Raw genomic sequence first — 16238 nt, forward strand, 5'->3', positions numbered from 1 at the left:
TTTCGCCGGTCGGCGATTGTGCCAAAGGCTAATCGGCCATCACAAAGGAAGATCGGGATGATCATTGCCGTCGACGGACCAGCCGCATCGGGCAAGGGCACCCTGGCATCCGGCCTCGCTCGGCATTATGGCCTGCCCTATCTCGATACCGGCCTGCTGTACCGCGCTGTCGGCCGCGCCGTGGCTTCCGAAGAGGACAAACCCGGCTTCGAGGCCGCAGCGATTGCCGCAGCAAAGGCGCTCGACGCCAGCCACCTGATCGACATTGCCGAACTGGGCTCGGCCCGCTCAGGCGTGTTGGCCAGCAAGGTCGCGGTGATCGGCGCCGTGCGCACGGCCCTGTTCGACTACCAGCGCAATTTCGCCACCCAGCCCGGCGGCGCCGTGCTCGATGGACGCGATATCGGCACCAAGATCTGCCCCGAGGCTGACGTAAAACTCTTCATCCAGGCCGATAGCAAGGCCCGCATGGAGCGTCGGGCCCGCCAACTTGAATCCCGCGGCCTGGTAGTTGACCGCTACGCGCTCTACCACCAGATAGAGGAGCGGGACGCCCGCGACATGGCCAATCCCAATGGCGGCTTCTACAAAGCTGATGACGCGCACTTGCTCGACACCACGCTTCTCGATATAGAGGCCGCACTCCGCGCAGCCATCGCGATTGTCGATGGGACCATGGCGCGCAAGGCAGGGCGATAAGCCTTAATCCAACCTTGTGCGATCAGGCCCCGGCCATCACCCAGCGTAGCGTGCCGGAACCTATCTCAAATCAACTGTTCGATCGGGCGTTCGCGCGCCGGCATACTCGTTTTGCGAGATGGCGGACCTCGGTCTCAACCTCAAGCCCCCGGTGCAACGGAGAAGATATTTGGCACAGCAAACTGTGACGAAAGAAGATTTTGAATCGCTGCTGATGGACTCGTTCGTTGACAACGAGCCGCTAGAGGGCGCCGTCGTCAAGGGCACCGTCGTTGCGATCGAAAAGGACCTGGCGATCATCGACGTCGGTCTCAAGACCGAAGGCCGTATCGCGCTGAAGGAATTCGGCCAGGCCGGCCGTGACGGCACCATCACCGTTGGCTCGATCGTCGAGGTCTATGTTGACCGCGTCGAAAACGCCGCTGGCGAAGCCGTGCTGTCGCGCGAGAAGGCTCGCCGCGAAGAGAGCTGGGTCAAGCTCGAAGAAATGTACAACAACAATGAGCGCGTTGAAGGCACCATCTTCAACCAGGTCAAGGGTGGTTTCACCGTCGACCTCGAAGGCGCCATTGCCTTCCTGCCGCGTTCGCAGGTCGATATCCGCCCGATCCGCGATATCGCGCCGCTCATGAACGTGCCGCAGCCGTTCCAGATTCTGAAGATGGACAAGCGTCGCGGCAATATCGTTGTCTCGCGTCGTGCCATCCTCGAAGAATCGCGTGCTGAACAGCGTTCGGAAATCGTCCAGCAGCTCGAAGAGGGCCAGGTTGTCGACGGCGTGGTCAAGAACATCACCGACTACGGTGCGTTCGTTGATCTCGGCGGCATCGACGGTCTGCTGCACGTCACCGACATCGCATGGCGTCGTGTGAACCACCCGTCCGAAGTGCTGACGATCGGCGAGACCATCAAGGTCCAGATCGTTCGCATCAACCACGAGTCTCACCGTATCTCGCTCGGCATGAAGCAGCTTCAGGCCGATCCGTGGGATGGCATCGAAGCCAAGTACCCGATCGAAGCCAAGTTCACCGGCCGCGTCACCAACATCACCGACTACGGTGCGTTCGTGGAACTGGAGCCGGGCATCGAAGGCCTGATCCACGTCTCCGAAATGAGCTGGACCAAGAAGAACGTCCACCCCGGCAAGATCGTCTCGACCTCCCAGGAAGTCGAAGTCGTCGTGCTTGAGGTCGATCCGGACAAGCGCCGTATCTCGCTCGGTCTCAAGCAGACCCTGCAGAACCCGTGGGAATCCTTCGCCGAGAAGTTCCCCGTCGGTTCGGTCATCGAAGGCGAAGTCAAGAACAAGACCGAATTCGGTCTGTTCATCGGCCTCGACGGCGATGTCGACGGCATGGTCCACCTTTCGGACCTCGACTGGCAGAAGTCGGGCGAAATCGCTCTGGAAGACTACAACCGCGGTGACATGGTTTCGGCCAAGGTCCTCGACGTTGACGTCGAAAAGGAACGCATCAGCCTCGGCATCAAGCAGCTCGCCACCGGCGAAGTTGCCGATACGGCCGGTTCTGAAGGCGGCATCAAGAAGGGTTCGGTCGTGACCGGTACCGTCATCGAAGTCAACGATGGGGGCATTGAAGTCCGTATCGCCGACAGCGAAATGACCGCCTTCATCCGTCGTGCTGATCTCAGCCGCGACCGCAACGACCAGCGTCCGGAGCGTTTCTCCAAGGGCGAAAAGGTCGACGCACGCGTCACCCAGTACGATCGCAAGACCCAGCGCATCCAGCTGTCGATCAAGGCACTCGAGATCGCCGAGGAAAAGGAAGCCGTGGCTGCCTATGGTTCGTCGGATTCGGGCGCTTCGCTCGGCGACATCCTGGGCGCTGCGCTCAAGGATCGCGACACCAAGTAATTTGGTGCATGCACAACTTCAGGGCCCGCGCTTCACAGCGCGGGCCTTTTGCTTTTTAAGAGAGGCATGAACAAAGCAATGCACTGGCGGGCCCTGACCACGCTCGACCTGCCGGCGGTCGAGACGATCGCTGCCGCTGTGCATCCCCACTTTCCCGAGGACACGACGATCTTCGCCGAACGCCAGCGGCTCTATCCCGATGGAACGCGGCTGCTCGAGGTGGATGGCGCCCCCGCCGGCTACGTCTTCTCCCACCCCTGGCATTTCCAGACGCTGCCGCCGCTCAACTCGCTGCTGGGCGCCATTCCCGCCGATGCCGACACCTACTACCTGCACGATCTGGCCCTGCTGCCGGCGGCGCGTGGCACCGGGGCGGCGGCCATGATCGTCGGCGATATCCTGCGCCATGCACGAAGCGCCGGCTTCGCCACGATGAGTCTTGTCGCCGTCAATGGCTCGCTGCCCTTCTGGCACAAGCACGGCTTCCGGGCGCAAACCGTGCCCGAATTGGCCGAAAAGCTCGCCAGCTACGAAGATGCCGCCCGCTTCATGGTCAAGCCTCTGGGCTGATCTGGCCCCGGCGCGTCGCAACGGTGACGATGCGCTCACTGGTGGTGTCTGCCCCGACCTCGGTGCCCAGGTCGTAGTCCGAGAAGAAGCGCACTGAGCCCCAGCCATTCTCCGCCATCAGCGCCTCGGCACTTGGCGGATCGTGCCCGGCCAGATCGAAGTCGATCTTGGTCGTTTCTCCCTGCCCGGCATAGGTCCAGCGGCACTTGATGGTTCGGTCTGCGCTGGCTCGGTAGCTTTCGTGCAGAGTGAAATGCGGCAACTGCACCTGCCGCTCCAGTGACCCCGCCTGTGCGATCCAGCGCCAGTTGAATGTATCGTAGATCAGGCTGGCTCCAGGCTGCGCCAGCGCGGCGCATTGGCGGAGAATGCTAGCCTCCGTGGCGTTGTCGAAATAGCCCAGCGACGTATAGGGCCGCACGATTGTGCTGAAGCTGTTGGCCGCGAAATGGGCCTGGAGCTTGCGCATATCGCCCTGCACCAGGCTTATCTTGTCGAGGCCGCTCACCCGCTTCTCGGCCAGCCGCAGCAGCGGCGCTGAATAATCAAAGCCCACACAGGCGCTGAAAATCCGGTGCAGGATGGGCAGGAAACGGCCGGTGCCGCAGGCCAGATCGAGGCAGCGATCGCGTTGGGTGGCAGCGCTGACGCCGATGATAAAGGCCGCAAATCCCGGCGGAATGGTTCGCGCGTCGGCAATCGCCGCGAACCGGTCCGGGTGGTTGATGAACATCTGGTCGCGCCAGTCGGTCAAGGCACCCGGCTTTCCGGCCCCAGATCCACGACAATGCGGCCGAAATTCTTCTGCCATTCGCCGTAAAGGCGCGCATTCTCGGCCTCGGGAACGCTGCCGACCGGCACGGGGACGCTGGTCAACGGCGTCTGGCTCAGCAGCGATGGGACGATCAGGTCGTCGCCATCCCAGGATTTGAGCAGTGACGTTCCGGCGAACTTGGTGCGGAACTGGTCGCCGCCATGGGGGAAGACCTGCACGATCGGCGGCTCGGCGCCGGCTGACGCGCGTTGCACCAGGATGAGGCGTTGCGCGGAAACGAACCCCTCTATCCGATAGACCACCGTGCCTTGCCCGCTGGGTCGATCGACGCTGATGGCGCAGGTCAGCTTGCCGGGCGTTTCGATGAGATCGAAATTGTAGACCCGGTAGCGCCAGACCGCCACGCCATCGGTGACCGTGCGGAAATAGTGGTGCATGGGACGACGGTAGAAATCGAGTACGTCGTCGGCGCTGTAGATCGATGATTGCAGCGTGTTGTGCAGCAGCGTCTTGATCTGGTGCAGGTGCGTGGCATCGAACAGCGACCCGAACGCCATGCCGATCGCCACGCCCAGGATCGAGCTTCCGAAGGGCAGCACGATCTCGTAGGTCATCGGGCTGACCGGCCGCAGCAACACGCCGACCAGGATCATCAGCAACCCGGCCAGGATGGCCAGGATCAAGAAAGAAACACTTTGTCGTTTGATATAGCGCTCGATTGAGTCTGCTATCTTGGTCATGGCACCCCCATTGCCGCTGATCGCAGTCATCATGTATCCAATTGCCGCGTGCGACAATGCCGTGCCGCTACCGAGGAGGCGACCGTTTCCGATCTTCCAGAACAGGCTCACACCACCATAGCCGCCGAGACCTATCGCAAGTCGCGTGGGCTGTGGCGCGTGCTGGCCTTCATCGCGCTGGCCGTCGCGGTCATTGCCCTGCTGGGTCGTTTCGCCTTGCCGCAAGGTCAGGCCGGCGATTACATCGCCCGGTTGGTCATTGATGGCACCATCGCCACCAATCCCGAGCGCCTGGCGGCGATCGAGGACCTGGCTGAGGACGATGCGGTCAAAGCTGTGATCATCGCCATCAATTCTCCCGGCGGCACCACGGCTGGTGGTGAGGAGCTCTATGAAGCGCTGGGCCACCTGCGCGAGAAGAAGCCGACGGTCGCCGTTATCAATGAGCTGGGCGCCTCGGCGGCCTATATGACCGCCATCGCCACCGACCGCATTTTCGCGCGGCGGCTCTCCATCGTCGGTTCGATCGGCGTCCTCTGGCAGCACGTCAATGCCGGCAAGCTCCTCGAAACCGTCGGTATCGACCTCGACAAGGTCGCCTCGGGGCCGCTCAAGGCGGAGCCGGACTTCGATGAGCCGATGGACGGAGCGCCCCGCGCCTCGATTGCTGCACTGGTCGATGACAGCTTCCAGTGGTTCGTCGACGTCGTCGCCGAGCGGCGCGGCATGCCGCGCCCCGCCGCACTGGCCCTGGCTGACGGCCGAGTCGTTTCCGGACGCGTCGGCGTCGAATCGGGCCTGATCGACGCCATCGGTGGGGAACTTGAGGCCCTGGCCTGGCTCGAAGCCGAGCGCGATGTGCCCGCCGACCTCGATGTCAGGACCGTCTGGCCCTATCCGGAACAGGGGTTTGACCTGCTTGGCACCTTCCTCAATAGCCAGGCGCGCGCTGCGCTGGGACTGCCCGAAGGGTCCATCATGCTTGACGGGCTGGTCTCGCTTTGGCAGGTTGGCTCGCGCTCCTGATCAAGGGAGTGCGGACGGCCTCGCAACTGGAGCCAGGGATGATCAAGTCGGAACTCGTCGAGAAACTCGCGGCGGAAAATCCGCATCTGTTCCAGCGTGATATCGAAAACATCGTCAATGCCATCCTCGACGAAGTCGGGGACGCCATGGCCCGCGGCGACCGCGTCGAATTGCGCGGTTTCGGGGCTTTCTCCGTCAAGAATCGCCCGGCGCGCGTCGGGCGCAATCCCCGCACCGGTGAACAGGTCGATGTCGGCGAGAAATATGTGCCGCAATTCAAGGCCGGCAAGGAAATCCGCGAGCGGCTCAACCGCACGTAACGGCACCAGGGTGCCATCGGACAGAACGGCTAATGGTCAATAGAATTGTCGGTTGGGTTGTCCTTGTTCCACTTTGCCTGGGACTGATCGTATTCGCCCTGGCGAACCGGCATTTCGTCGCCGTCAATTTCAATCCCTTCACACCAGTCGAGCCCTCCGCTGCCCCCGGCTACGGCGTGCCGCTCTTTGTCGTGCTTTATGTCGTGCTGCTGATCGGAGTGCTGTTGGGCGGCACCGCTACCTGGTTCGCCCAGGGCACGCATCGCCGCCGCGAAAAGCATTGGCGGCGCGAAGCGCATCTGCTCAATACCGAGGTTGAGGGATTGCGGAAGAACCAGGGCCAGGCCAATGGGCCGCTGGCCGAAGTCGATGACCTCTTGGAGCTGCGCTGAGCAACGCCATGGCCGATCCCCTTATCGTCAAGATCTGCGGCATCAAAACGCCCGACATTCTCGAAACGACCATAGCGGCCGGCGCCGACATGGTGGGTTTCATGCACTTTCCGCGCTCGCCGCGCCATGTCTCGATCGAAGAGATCGCGACGCTGATCTCAGAGGCGCGCGGGCGCATCGAGACCTGCGTGGTGCTGGTCAATCCGGACAATTCCTGCGTCGCCGAGGTCGCCGCGCTTGGGCCGGACTGGATCCAGCTCCACGGCCCCGAAACGCCGCACCGCGTCGAGGCCATCCGCGCCGAAGCGGGCGTCGAAATCATGAAGGCCCTGCCGATCGGCTCGGCCGACGATGTGGCCCATGTCGCTGATTTTCTTGAGGTCGCCGACCGCATCCTGGTCGACGCCAAGCCGCCCAAAGGCGCCGACCGGCCCGGCGGATTGGGTGCGACCTTCGACTGGTCGCTGCTCAAGGCGCTTGACCCGTCCATCCCCTTCATGCTTTCCGGGGGCTTGACGCCAGAGACCGTCGCCGACGCCATCAGGACCGTGCGCCCGTTCGGGATCGACGTGTCTTCGGGCGTGGAGCGCGCGCCCGGCGTCAAGGACAAGCGGCTGATCGAGGCTTTCATCCGGAACGCCCGCGCCGCCAGCTAATTCGCCCTTCGGTCAATTGGCCGGACCGGCCGACAATCGAAGGAACGAGCGGTGGATACCGAAGGCCTCAACTCCCTGCGCAACGGCCCCGACGAGCATGGTCGCTTCGGACCCTATGGCGGGCGTTTCGTCGCCGAGACGCTGATGCCGTTGATCCTCGACCTCGAGGCGCATTATCGCGCCGCCAAGGTCGATCCCGAATTCAAGGCCGAGCTCGATGATCTCTCGGTCCACTATGCCGGCCGCCCGAGCCCACTTTATTTCGCCAAGCGCCTGACCGAGCATCTGGGCGGCGCCAAGGTGTGGTTCAAGCGCGAGGAGCTCAACCACACCGGCTCCCACAAGATCAACAATTGCCTGGGCCAGATCCTGCTGGCCAAACGCATGGGCAAGACCCGCGTCATCGCCGAGACCGGCGCCGGCCAGCATGGCGTCGCGACGGCCACGGTCTGCGCCAAGTTCGACCTGCCCTGCACCATCTTCATGGGTGCCACCGACGTTGAGCGGCAGATGCCCAATGTGCTGCGCATGAAGATGCTCGGCGCCGAAGTCCGCCCGGTCACCGCCGGCGCCGGCACGCTCAAGGACGCGATGAACGAGGCGCTGCGCGACTGGGTCACCAATGTCGACACCACCTACTATCTGATCGGCACCGCCGCCGGCCCGCATCCCTATCCGGAAATGGTGCGGGACTTCCAGTCGGTGATCGGCACCGAACTCAAGGCCCAGTTCAAGGATGCCGAAGGCAAGCTGCCCGATGCGGTGGTCGCCTGTGTCGGTGGCGGCTCCAACGCCATCGGCACCTTCCACGCCTTCCTCGATGATCCCAGCGTCAAGATTTACGGCGCCGAGGCGGGCGGGCATGGCATCGACACCGATAATGGCCACGCCGCCAGCATGACCGGCGGCCGCCCCGGCGTGCTGCATGGCAACCGTACCTATCTGCTGCAAGATCGTGACGGACAGATTCTGGAAGGCCACTCCATCTCGGCCGGCCTCGACTATCCCGGCGTCGGTCCGGAACACGCCTTCCTGCATGACAGCAAGCGCGTCACCTACGCGCCCATCACTGATAACGAAGCCCTGGCGGCGTTCCAGCTCTGCACCAAGCTCGAAGGCATCATCCCGGCGCTGGAATCGGCGCATGGCCTAGCGCAGGTGATGAAGGTCGCCCCATCAATGGGCAAGGACCAGTCGATCGTGCTGTGCCTCTCCGGGCGTGGCGATAAGGACGTCGAGAGCGTCGGCAAACATCTGGGGCTGCTATAGTCATGTCGCGTATCGAAAAGCGTTTCGCCGAGGCCAAGGCGGCCAACCGTCCTGCCCTCGTCACCTATGTCATGGCCGGCGACCCCGATCTGGCCACCAGCCAGGCGATCATGGAAGCGCTGCCGCAGGCCGGCTCGGACGTTATCGAATTCGGCATGCCGTTCTCCGATCCTATGGCCGATGGCGTCGCCATCCAGCTCGGCGGCCAGCGCTCGCTCGCCGGTGGCATGACCCTGCGCGGCGTGCTCGGCATGGTCGAGGACTTCCGCCGCAAGGACGAGACCACCCCCATCGTGCTGATGGGTTACTACAACCCGATCTACATTTTCGGCGTCGATAAGTTCCTCGCCGCTGCCAAGGAGGCCGGCGTCGATGGCCTGATCATCGTCGATCTGCCACCGGAGGAAGACGAGGAACTGTGCATACCGGCGCTCAAGGCCGGCCTCAATTTCATCCGTCTCACCACCCCCACCACCGATGACAAGCGGCTGCCTGCGGTGCTCAAGAACACCTCGGGCTTTGTCTATTACGTGTCGATGACCGGCATTACCGGCGCCGCAATCAAGTCGCGCGCCGCCGTGGGTGATGCGGTCGAACGTATCAAGAGCCACACCGACCTGCCGGTCGCCGTCGGTTTCGGCATCAAGACGGCGGAAGACGCTGCAGAAATCGGCAAGCATGCTGACGGCATTGTCGTGGGCACGGTGCTGGTCGACGCCGTGGGTAAATCGCTGGTCGACGGCAAGGCCACCGGCACCACAGTCAGTGCGGTCCGTGACCTCGTCGCCAGCCTGGCGGCCGGGGTCAAGCGGGCGCGAGCCTAGCCAAAACCACGATGTCATCCCGACGTAGGTCGGGATCCACCACGAGATTTTTTCACAATCACGGCGTGACCGGTCATCCCGGAATGGCCCTGCGGGTGTTGAAAGGCCGAGGTCACCTTTGCCCTCGCCCACCCGCCCTGATAACATTCGCCACAATTGACGCTTACCTGACAGCGATGTCCTCGCGAGGCCTGCCATGAACTGGATCGATAACTTCGTCCGCCCGAAAATCCGCTCGTTCCTCTCCAACAAGCGCGATACGCCCGAAAATCTCTGGGTCAAGGATCCGGAATCGGGCGAGATGGTGTTCTATCGTGATCTCGAGGCGAACCAGTGGGTCGTGCCCAATTCGGGCTACCACATGAAGATCAAGCCGGCTGACCGGCTGGCCAATTTCTTCGATGGCGGCGTCTATCAGACCGTCGCGATCCCGGCCGTTCCGGTCGATCCGCTCAAGTTCCGCGATCAGAAGCGCTATACCGACCGCCTCAAGGAGCAGCGCGCCAAGACGGGCGCGGAAGATGCGGTGACCGTCGCCACCGGCAAGCTCTATGACCGCGAAGTCACCGCTGCCGTGCAGGATTTCGACTTCCTGGGCGGCTCGCTCGGCATGGCGGCAGGACAGGGCATCATTACCGGGCTGGAAACGGCTGCCCAGCGCAAGACGCCGTTCGTGCTGTTCGTATCTTCGGGCGGCGCCCGCATGCAGGAAGGCATTTTGAGCCTGATGCAGATGCCGCGCACCACCGTGGCCGTGCTGCGCCTGCGTGAGGCTGGCCTGCCCTTCTTCGTCGTCTTCTGCGATCCCACCACCGGTGGCGTGACCGCCTCCTACGCCATGCTGGGTGACGTACACATTGCCGAGCCCGGCGCCCGCATCGGCTTCGCCGGCGCCCGCGTTATCGAGCAGACCATTCGCGAAAAGCTGCCCAAGGGCTTCCAGCGCTCCGAGTATCTCTACGAGCACGGCATGGTCGACATGGTCGTGCACCGCCACAACCTGCGCTCGACCATCGGCTCGCTCGCGGCCATCCTCACCAAGGCCGAGGCACCGGGTGAATTGACCAACTCGGCGCCAGCAGTGGCCCGGGCCAGCCTGCGCGACGTAGCGCTAGCCGCCGAGGGTGATGATGACGATCTGGCGCCGCCCAGCGCCGCTCATGCCGAATAGGGTCTTTACCCGCACTTAAGGACGTTCTTCTACCTTTCCTGAACACCGAGCCGCTGGCGATTCCTATCGCCGGCGCGCCAGTCGTGTCGCCAGGGGGACGTCCGTGCTCAAACTCTCCATGCCCATTGCCCGCAAGCTGCCTCTGGCGCTGCTCGGTTCCGCGCTTCTCGTCAGCGTCGGCGTGGGGCTGGCGAGTTACCTGATCGGCTCGGAGGCGCTGCGCAGCTCCGCGGAGACCAATCTGGCAACCCTCGCGAGTGAGCGCGCCAGCCAGGTTTCGACCTACCTCAAGTCGGTGGAAGACGATCTGGTTGCGACCTCGCGCTCGGAAGCCACCGTGCAGGCTTTGCGCGACTTTGCCGGCGCCTGGCTGCAGTTCAAGGTCGATCCGACTGCCGAAGTGCGCAAGCTCTATGTCGACGGCAATCCGAACAAGGACGACCTGTCGGCGCTCGAAACGCTCGGCACCACCGGCGCCTATGACGTGCCCCATACCCGGGCCCACAAGGGCTTCCGCTCCCAGATCGCCATTCGCGGCTATCGCGACCTCTACCTCTTCGATCTCAAGGGCTTCATGGTCTATTCGGTCAACAAGGCCGAAGATTTTGGCACCAGCTTTGCCGACGGCGGACCGTTGGCGACGAGCACGCTCGGCTCAGTGTTCCAGCAGGCCGTTGCCATCGAGAATCCAGACGACATCGTCTTTGCCGATTTCGCGCCCTACCAGGCTGCCGCCGGCCTGCCCGCCAGCTTCTTCGCCAAGCCGGTGTTCAACGCCCAGGGCCGCAAGATCGGCGTGCTGGCCATCCAGCTGCCGTCCGAACGTCTCGACGCCGTCGTCGGCGATCGGACCGGTCTGGGCGAAACCGGCGAAGTGATCATCGCCGGCTCCGATGGCTTGCTGCGCTCGGATTCGACCTTCACGCCCGACAATGACGCGCTGGTCACGCCCTTTGCCGGTCCCATGCTGGATGCAGCCTTGGCCGGTACGCCCTCGGGCGGTGAAACCACCGCCTATCGCGCCACCGACATGCTGGTCGCCGCGGCGCCGATCACCACGCGCGGCCAGCCCTGGGCGGCCGTCGCTGTCATGGCGACCAGCGAAGTGCTCGCGCCCGTTGCCAATATGCGCAACATGATGCTGCTGATCGGTGCGGGACTCCTGGCCGTGGTAACCGCGGCGGGTCTGCTGTTCTCGCGCACCATCACCAAGCCGATCACCCGCCTCACCAGCACGATGGAAGCGCTGGCGCAGGGTGACCTTGACGCTGAAGTGCGTGGCGCTGAGCGCAGCGATGAGCTGGGCGCTATGGCACGCGCCGTCGAAGTGTTCCGCGCCAATGGCCAGAAGGTCGCGCAGATGACCGAGGCCGAAGCGGCCCAAGTGCTGGCCAACCAGGCCGATCGGGCCCGCATGATGGTCAGCCTGCAGCGCGCCTTTGGCGATGTGGTCGATGCCGCCATCGCTGGCGACTTCTCGCGTCGCGTCGAAGCCGAATTCCCCGATGCCGAACTCAATGCCTTGGCCCGCTCGGTCAATTCGCTGGTCGAGACCGTCGATCGGGGCCTGGGCGAGACCGGTGAAGTGCTGTCGGCCCTTGCCGAGACCAACCTGACACGCCGGGTGCGTGGCGACTACGAGGGCGCCTTCGCCCGCCTCAAGGCCGACACCAATGCGGTGGCCGAGAAGCTGGGCGAGATCGTCGGCCAGCTCCGCCACACCTCGGGCGCGCTCAAGACCGCGACCGGCGAAATCCTCTCCGGCGCCAATGACCTCAGCGAACGCACGACCCGGCAGGCCGCGACGATCGAGGAAACCTCCGCTGCCATGGAGCAATTGACCTCGACCGTGCTCGACAGCGCCAGCAAGGCCGAAGCCGCCAGCACCCAGGCCAAGGCCGTCTCCCGCACCGCCGAGGAAGGCGGGCAGGTGATGGCCGCCGCCACCGAGGCTATGGATCGGATCACCCAGTCCTCATCCAAGATCTCCAACATCATCGGTCTCATTGACGACATCGCCTTCCAGACCAATCTCTTGGCGCTCAATGCCTCCGTCGAAGCAGCCCGTGCCGGTGACGCCGGCAAGGGCTTTGCCGTCGTGGCGGTAGAAGTGCGCCGCCTGGCGCAGTCGGCGGCCAGTGCGTCAGCCGACGTCAAGACGTTGATCGAGCAATCGGCCAATGAGGTGCGCGGCGGCTCCAAGCTGGTCTCTGATGCCTCTACCAAGCTCTCCAGCGTGCTGACGGCCATTCGCGACAATACCACGGCGCTGGAAGCCATCTCCCGCGACAGCCGCGAACAGGCCGGCGCCATCAACGAGGTCAATGCCGCCATCCAGCAGATGGACGAAATGACCCAGCACAATGCCGCCTTGGTGGAGGAGACCAACGCGGCGATCGAGCAGACCGAAGCGCAAGCCAATGAGCTCGATCGTATCGTCGACATTTTCACCATCGACGCAAAGCCGGCCCGTGCGCCGCAGCCTAGGGCGGCTGAGCCAGCCGGCGGCATTCGCGGTATGCAGCAAAAGCTCAAGGCCGCGGCGGGTAGTTATCTGAGCCGTGGCAACGCTGCGGTCGACAAGGATTGGTCGGAGTTCTGAGGGCAGGCCATTGAGCCGCATACCGAACGGCGGTAACTCATGGGCCTGACCGTTTTCGGACCCCGCCAATGTCCCGCACCGACGCCATCCTCAAGCGCCTTTCGGGGCTGCATCCCAAGCTGATCGACTTGAGTCTCGAACGGCTCAACCTTCTGCTGGCCGATCTCGACTATCCGCATCGCCGCCTGCCACCGGTCATCCATGTCGCCGGCACCAATGGCAAGGGATCCACGATTGCCTATCTGCGCGCCATGCTGGAAGCGGCCGGCAAGAGCGTGCATGTCTATACCTCACCCCATCTGGTGCGTTTCAACGAGCGCATCCGTCTGGCCGGCAAGCTGGTATCGACGCGCCGTCTCAACGCCGTGCTGGAGCGCGTCGAAGCGGTCAATGCCGGCAGGCCGATCACCTATTTCGAGGTCACCACGGCCGCCGCTTTCGTCCTGTTCGCCGAGAGCAAGGCTGACTATCTGCTGCTCGAAGTCGGCATGGGCGGCACCTATGACACCACCAATGTGGTCGATCATCCCCTGGGCGTGATCATTACTCCTGTCGACCTCGACCACATGGCCTTCCTTGGTAATACCATTGGCAAGATCGCCGTGGAAAAGGCCAATATCATGAAACGCGGCTCACCCGCTGTGATTGCCCGGCAAGCCGATGAGGGTCTCGCCTCGATTCAGCGGGTTGCCGCCAAGTTGGGTGTTACTCCCTTTGTAGGCGGGCAGGATTTCGATGCTTATGCTCAGGACGGGCGTCTCGTCTATCAGGACGAGGACGGATTGCTCGATCTGCCGCCGCCAAGACTCATCGGCAATCACCAGTTCGAAAATGCCGGCGTCGCTATTGCCGCTATCCGGCATTTCGGCCTGCCGGTCGACGAGGCCGCCATCGCCAAGGGCCTGGCCAATGTGGTCTGGCCCGCCCGCCTGTCGCCGGTGCAGGGCAAGCTGCGCGACCTGCTCGGTCCCGGTGCGGAGCTTTGGCTGGATGGTGGGCACAATGCCCATGGCACCCGCGCCTTGAGCCAGGCGCTGTCCGACATGAACCGTGCGCGGCCGGCACCGCTGGTGCTGATCCTGGGCATGATGAACACCCGCTCGCCGGCCGACGTGCTGGCGCCGTTTGCGGGCATGGCCGAGCGCATCATCACCCTGACCATTCCCGGCGAGTCCAATGCGCACGACGCGGCTTTCATCGCCGCTGAAGCGAAAAAATCCGGTTTCAACGCCGCGCCTGCCAAGACCATCGAGGCAGCGCTGAAATTGGCGGCAGGCACCGCCAATGCGCGCGTGGTGATCTCCGGTTCGCTCTATCTGGCCGGCCAGGTGCTGCTCAAGAACGGGACATATCCGGACTAGTCTCAATACCGGGCCTGATCACTCCCCACGAATGGATCGACCGGGTTGGTCCCCGCGAACGCCGTCCGTCCCATGATCGCTTCCACTACCGCCGCCTGCAGCGCCTCGCTGGAGCCATAGGTGTTGATATAGGCCGGCACGCGAGGCGCGTCGTAGAGGTAGTAGGGGTAGCCGAATGAGATCATCAGGCTCGGGATGTCGTGCCAGTAACGGGTCATGGCGCCGAAGACCGAGCCGGTGAGCTTGGTCCAGTCGAGGAAAATGCGGCTGCGGGTCAGGGTGGTTTCCTCGGCGAAGAGATAGAGCACCAGATCGAAATCTTTCGGGTTCACATCCATGCCGGGCTGATAGACGGTGACCGCGAACCCCTCCTTCTCCAGCCGCTCGGGCACGCTGAGCGGCACCGGATGCGGCACGAAGGGCAGGATCACGCCGCCCGAGAAGACCAGCACGCGATTATGCCGTTTCGGCGAAAGTGGCAGCAGCGACTTGATATCCTTGACCAGGGTCGGCACGCGGGCCGTAACGCCATTGACGACGATGCGGTTTTCCTCGGTCGCCACGACGCGCTGGGCGCTGTCGAGGTTGGGTTCGGCAGGGTCCTTGTGGAGGCCCAACGCCGCCTTCAGCGCCAGCACGCGGGTCACCGCCTCGTCGACCCGCTCCTGGCTCAGGCGGCCATCGGCCACCGCCTTGACCAGCCGCATCAGGTCGCCATTGGCGTCGTCGGTGAAGAGGATCACGTCGCAACCGGCAATGATGACCTCGGGCAGCACTTCGTCGCGCGGACCCCAGTCGCCCATGCCAGCCATCGGCGTCGCGTCCGAGACGATGAGGCCGTTAAAGCCGAGTTCGCGCCGCAGCAGGTCCTGATTGAGGATGCGGCTCAACGAGGCGGGGCGATAGGCCTCGGCGCCGGCATCGGGATCGAGCGCCAGTGCATAGGCCGGCAGTGCAATATGGGCCGACATGACGCTCATCACACCGGCATCGATCGCTTTGCGATAGAGCCGGCCGAAGGTCGTTTCCCATTCCGCCATGCTGAGCGGGTTGACCGTGGTCACCAGATGCTGGTCGCGGTCGTCATAGCCTTCGCCGGGCCAGTGCTTGACCGTCGCGGCGACGCCATTGGCCTGGAAGGCGGCGATCTGGGCCAGCGCGTGGCGCTCGACCTTGTCGATGTCGCTGCCGTAGGAGCGGGTGCCGACAATGGCGCTACGCCAGGCAATGTTGAGATCGATGACCGGGGTAAAACTCCAGTTGAGCCCCACCGCATTGGCCTCGCGCGCCATGATGGTGGAAACGGCGGTGGTCGCGTCGAGGTCGTCGACCGCCGCCAGGCCCAGCGGATTGGGCACGCTGGTGCCGAAAGGCAGGCTCATGCGGCTGCCTTCGAGATCGGCGCTGACCAAGAGAGGCAGGTTGGCGATACTGCCCAGTGTGCGAGCCAGGGTGATCTCGGCGCTGAGATCATCAGAATAGATTCGGGTAATTCCGCCCGGCTTGAAGCTGCGAACCTCCTCGACCACTTCCTCGGGCGTTCCGCGTGCCAGCAGCACGAACAGTTGGGCCAGCTTGTCGCGCGGTGTCAGGGCATCGCGCGTTGCCCCAACCCAGGCGATCGCCTCGTTGTCGAGATTAAAGGGGGCAGCGGACAGGTCGATCGGGGCCACGGGCATTCTCCCAAGTCTTCTTTGCCTAGTCTTAGCAGCCGGCCGGTGCAAAAGCAGCCATGTCAGGACGTGCATAAGCGCCGCCTGTGACGCGGGTGTCATGAAGTCGCATGCCAAAGGGGGCAGCGAGAGCGGGCCCCGAGGCGATGGCCGCCCCTGAGTTTTGTTTAGTGAGACGGAAACCGCCTCGGGGCGCCGGTTTTGGAACGATACTCGGGGATCGCGGTGTGGGGACGCTCGCCCCAGCCGGCCAGTATCTGAACCTGCGCGGCAGCGAAGCCGGCACG

15 protein-coding genes are annotated in these 16238 nt (G+C 63.7%); 12 read left to right on the plus strand and 3 right to left on the minus strand.

Annotated features, from left to right (window positions below; all coding sequences use genetic code 11):
* Window positions 1-57: 57 nt before the first annotated feature.
* The 3 genes from MF606_RS21510 (at window position 58) to MF606_RS21520 (ending at window position 3142) form a co-directional block, all read left to right on the plus strand.
* Window positions 58-699 (plus strand): (d)CMP kinase, encoded by a 642-nt coding sequence (locus tag MF606_RS21510; RefSeq protein ID WP_240231369.1) that lies wholly within the window; start codon window positions 58-60, stop codon window positions 697-699.
* Between the two features lie 118 nt (window positions 700-817).
* Entirely contained in the window at window positions 818-2572 is a 1755-nt protein-coding gene (gene rpsA / locus MF606_RS21515) for a 30S ribosomal protein S1 (RefSeq protein WP_420842228.1), read from the plus strand.
* Between the two features lie 66 nt (window positions 2573-2638).
* Window positions 2639-3142 (plus strand): GNAT family N-acetyltransferase, encoded by a 504-nt coding sequence (locus tag MF606_RS21520; protein ID WP_240231371.1) that lies wholly within the window; start codon window positions 2639-2641, stop codon window positions 3140-3142.
* Here MF606_RS21520 and MF606_RS21525 read toward each other — a convergent pair.
* Window positions 3126-3896, minus strand: coding sequence for a class I SAM-dependent methyltransferase (locus MF606_RS21525; protein ID WP_240231372.1), 771 nt, complete (start codon window positions 3894-3896; stop codon window positions 3126-3128). The two genes, MF606_RS21520 and MF606_RS21525, sit on opposite strands and share 17 nt — an antisense overlap.
* Window positions 3893-4657 (minus strand): hypothetical protein, encoded by a 765-nt coding sequence (locus tag MF606_RS21530; protein WP_240231373.1) that lies wholly within the window; start codon window positions 4655-4657, stop codon window positions 3893-3895. The genes MF606_RS21525 and MF606_RS21530 overlap by 4 nt, the downstream gene beginning before the upstream one ends.
* A gap of 48 nt (window positions 4658-4705) precedes the next feature.
* Between MF606_RS21530 and sppA the strand changes: the two genes are divergently transcribed.
* The 9 genes from sppA to MF606_RS21575 all read left to right on the plus strand — a co-directional run bounded on the left by sppA (window position 4706) and on the right by MF606_RS21575 (window position 14278).
* Window positions 4706-5683 carry a signal peptide peptidase SppA gene (gene sppA, locus MF606_RS21535; protein WP_240231374.1) on the plus strand — a complete coding sequence of 326 codons (978 nt, stop codon included), beginning with the start codon at window positions 4706-4708 and terminating at the stop codon, window positions 5681-5683.
* Between the two features lie 38 nt (window positions 5684-5721).
* The gene (locus tag MF606_RS21540) at window positions 5722-6003 is read left to right on the plus strand and encodes an integration host factor subunit beta (protein WP_240231375.1); all 282 of its coding nucleotides are present in this window, start codon (window positions 5722-5724) and stop codon (window positions 6001-6003) included.
* A gap of 32 nt (window positions 6004-6035) precedes the next feature.
* Entirely contained in the window at window positions 6036-6395 is a 360-nt protein-coding gene (locus MF606_RS21545) for a lipopolysaccharide assembly protein LapA domain-containing protein (protein ID WP_240231376.1), read from the plus strand.
* A gap of 8 nt (window positions 6396-6403) precedes the next feature.
* Window positions 6404-7051 carry a phosphoribosylanthranilate isomerase gene (locus tag MF606_RS21550; RefSeq protein ID WP_240231377.1) on the plus strand — a complete coding sequence of 216 codons (648 nt, stop codon included), beginning with the start codon at window positions 6404-6406 and terminating at the stop codon, window positions 7049-7051.
* 51 nt (window positions 7052-7102) lie between these two features.
* A complete protein-coding gene (gene trpB, locus MF606_RS21555; RefSeq protein ID WP_240231378.1) occupies window positions 7103-8320 on the plus strand; it encodes a tryptophan synthase subunit beta in 1218 nt (405 codons plus the stop codon).
* Window positions 8321-8322: 2 nt separating this feature from the next.
* Window positions 8323-9144, plus strand: a complete 822-nt coding sequence (gene trpA, locus MF606_RS21560; RefSeq protein ID WP_240231379.1) for a tryptophan synthase subunit alpha — start codon at window positions 8323-8325, stop codon at window positions 9142-9144.
* 196 nt (window positions 9145-9340) lie between these two features.
* The gene (gene accD, locus MF606_RS21565; RefSeq protein WP_240231380.1) at window positions 9341-10315 is read left to right on the plus strand and encodes an acetyl-CoA carboxylase, carboxyltransferase subunit beta; all 975 of its coding nucleotides are present in this window, start codon (window positions 9341-9343) and stop codon (window positions 10313-10315) included.
* Window positions 10316-10418: 103 nt separating this feature from the next.
* The gene (locus MF606_RS21570; RefSeq protein WP_240231381.1) at window positions 10419-12917 is read left to right on the plus strand and encodes a methyl-accepting chemotaxis protein; all 2499 of its coding nucleotides are present in this window, start codon (window positions 10419-10421) and stop codon (window positions 12915-12917) included.
* A gap of 68 nt (window positions 12918-12985) precedes the next feature.
* Complete coding sequence (locus MF606_RS21575; RefSeq protein ID WP_240231382.1) at window positions 12986-14278, plus strand: bifunctional folylpolyglutamate synthase/dihydrofolate synthase; 1293 nt, start codon at window positions 12986-12988, stop codon at window positions 14276-14278.
* A 2-nt stretch (window positions 14279-14280) separates the two neighbouring features.
* On the opposite strand, the gene MF606_RS21580 is transcribed toward MF606_RS21575, so the two are convergent.
* Window positions 14281-15957: a glycoside hydrolase family 3 protein gene (locus tag MF606_RS21580; protein WP_240231383.1), complete on the minus strand. Its 1677-nt coding sequence runs from the start codon at window positions 15955-15957 to the stop codon at window positions 14281-14283.
* Between the last annotated feature and the right edge of the window lie 281 nt (window positions 15958-16238).

The sequence above is a fragment of the Devosia lacusdianchii genome, from assembly GCF_022429625.1.
GTDB classification, from domain to species: domain Bacteria; phylum Pseudomonadota; class Alphaproteobacteria; order Rhizobiales; family Devosiaceae; genus Devosia; species Devosia lacusdianchii.

What these genes read in the sequence shown, in the direction of transcription:
- MF606_RS21510 (WP_240231369.1), top strand. Translation starts at nt 58, where the DNA reads ATGATCATTGCCGTCGACGGACCAGCCGCATCGGGCAAGGGCACCCTG.
- rpsA (WP_420842228.1), top strand. Translation starts at nt 818, where the DNA reads ATGGCGGACCTCGGTCTCAACCTCAAGCCCCCGGTGCAACGGAGAAGA.
- MF606_RS21520 (WP_240231371.1), top strand. Translation starts at nt 2,639, where the DNA reads ATGAACAAAGCAATGCACTGGCGGGCCCTGACCACGCTCGACCTGCCG.
- MF606_RS21530 (WP_240231373.1), bottom strand. Translation starts at nt 4,657, where the DNA reads ATGACCAAGATAGCAGACTCAATCGAGCGCTATATCAAACGACAAAGT.
- MF606_RS21540 (WP_240231375.1), top strand. Translation starts at nt 5,722, where the DNA reads ATGATCAAGTCGGAACTCGTCGAGAAACTCGCGGCGGAAAATCCGCAT.
- MF606_RS21545 (WP_240231376.1), top strand. Translation starts at nt 6,036, where the DNA reads ATGGTCAATAGAATTGTCGGTTGGGTTGTCCTTGTTCCACTTTGCCTG.
- MF606_RS21550 (WP_240231377.1), top strand. Translation starts at nt 6,404, where the DNA reads ATGGCCGATCCCCTTATCGTCAAGATCTGCGGCATCAAAACGCCCGAC.
- trpA (WP_240231379.1), top strand. Translation starts at nt 8,323, where the DNA reads ATGTCGCGTATCGAAAAGCGTTTCGCCGAGGCCAAGGCGGCCAACCGT.
- accD (WP_240231380.1), top strand. Translation starts at nt 9,341, where the DNA reads ATGAACTGGATCGATAACTTCGTCCGCCCGAAAATCCGCTCGTTCCTC.
- MF606_RS21575 (WP_240231382.1), top strand. Translation starts at nt 12,986, where the DNA reads ATGTCCCGCACCGACGCCATCCTCAAGCGCCTTTCGGGGCTGCATCCC.
- MF606_RS21580 (WP_240231383.1), bottom strand. Translation starts at nt 15,957, where the DNA reads ATGCCCGTGGCCCCGATCGACCTGTCCGCTGCCCCCTTTAATCTCGAC.